The following is a 902-nucleotide window of genomic DNA, read 5'->3' as shown; positions in this document are numbered from 1 at the left end:
TAATATGAACGATATGAAGTATTTATTTTTATTATTTGCAGCTACCTCTCTTTTATTTATGGGTTGTAGCAATGAGGAGGATCTCACCGGAGGTATAGGCCAGCCTGATTCTCATGGAAAAATCGGATTTAGCTTTCCAATGAACAGTGGAGGTGTTACTTATGCAGGAACACCCAATGACGGTAATATTGTTGGTTCAGCAGACGAAAATGTTATCAATTCCGTACATATTTATATGTTTGACGGCTCTGTTCCAGGCAGTACATTGTTAGCCTATCAGATTTTCTCAGCCGCAGACTTGTCTAACAATGGAGGCAAAGCATTGTTCGATGTAGCGGGATATGCAGCTGGAACTTCAGCAACGTTTTATGCGGTGGCGAATGTAGAAAATTCTGTTCCTGCAGCTTCTTTGAGTTCTATAATCATAGGCTACAGGCTTGGTGATTTTCAAAAAATAATCTCAAACAACACAGGATCGGCTCCTATAACTACCATCGACCCGGCTAAAGGTTTACTGATGACAGGTTATACTGATGTAATCGACGTTATTAATCCAACGACAGCCGAAAAAACGATTAACCTGAAACGTCGTGTAGCCCGTTTCGATATATCTAATATCGCTGATGACGGTCAACCCGGAAATCCGACAGGAACAAATTTCTTTATACAGAGCATTCTGATATCCAATGCCAAGTATGCCGGATATCTTACGGATGAAAATAGTACAGGAGCCAGTATCCCTTCCGGGAATCTGACTCCCATAAGTTATACTGGCATTAATAACGGAGATACAGAAAGCGAATTCTACCTGTGGCCTACTGTTCTTGATGTCGCAGAAAGCCAAACGGTGATTTCTATCGAGGGAGTTTTCAATCGAATTAAACAGATTTATAAGGTTATAC

Annotated in this window: 1 protein-coding gene; it reads left to right on the top strand. The window is 40.7% G+C overall.

Going from position 1 to position 902, the window contains the following annotated elements; translation table 11 throughout:
• Nucleotides 1-13: 13 nt before the first annotated feature.
• Nucleotides 14-902: fimbrial protein (locus HGC4_RS13450; protein ID WP_255349836.1), on the top strand; the 889-nt coding region annotated here is incomplete at its 3' end.

The organism is Dysgonomonas sp. HGC4 (assembly GCF_001261715.1).
Lineage (GTDB): Bacteria > Bacteroidota > Bacteroidia > Bacteroidales > Dysgonomonadaceae > Dysgonomonas_A.
Note: the sequence above shows the minus strand (reverse complement) of the source record. Positions and strands in the feature narration are given on the sequence as shown.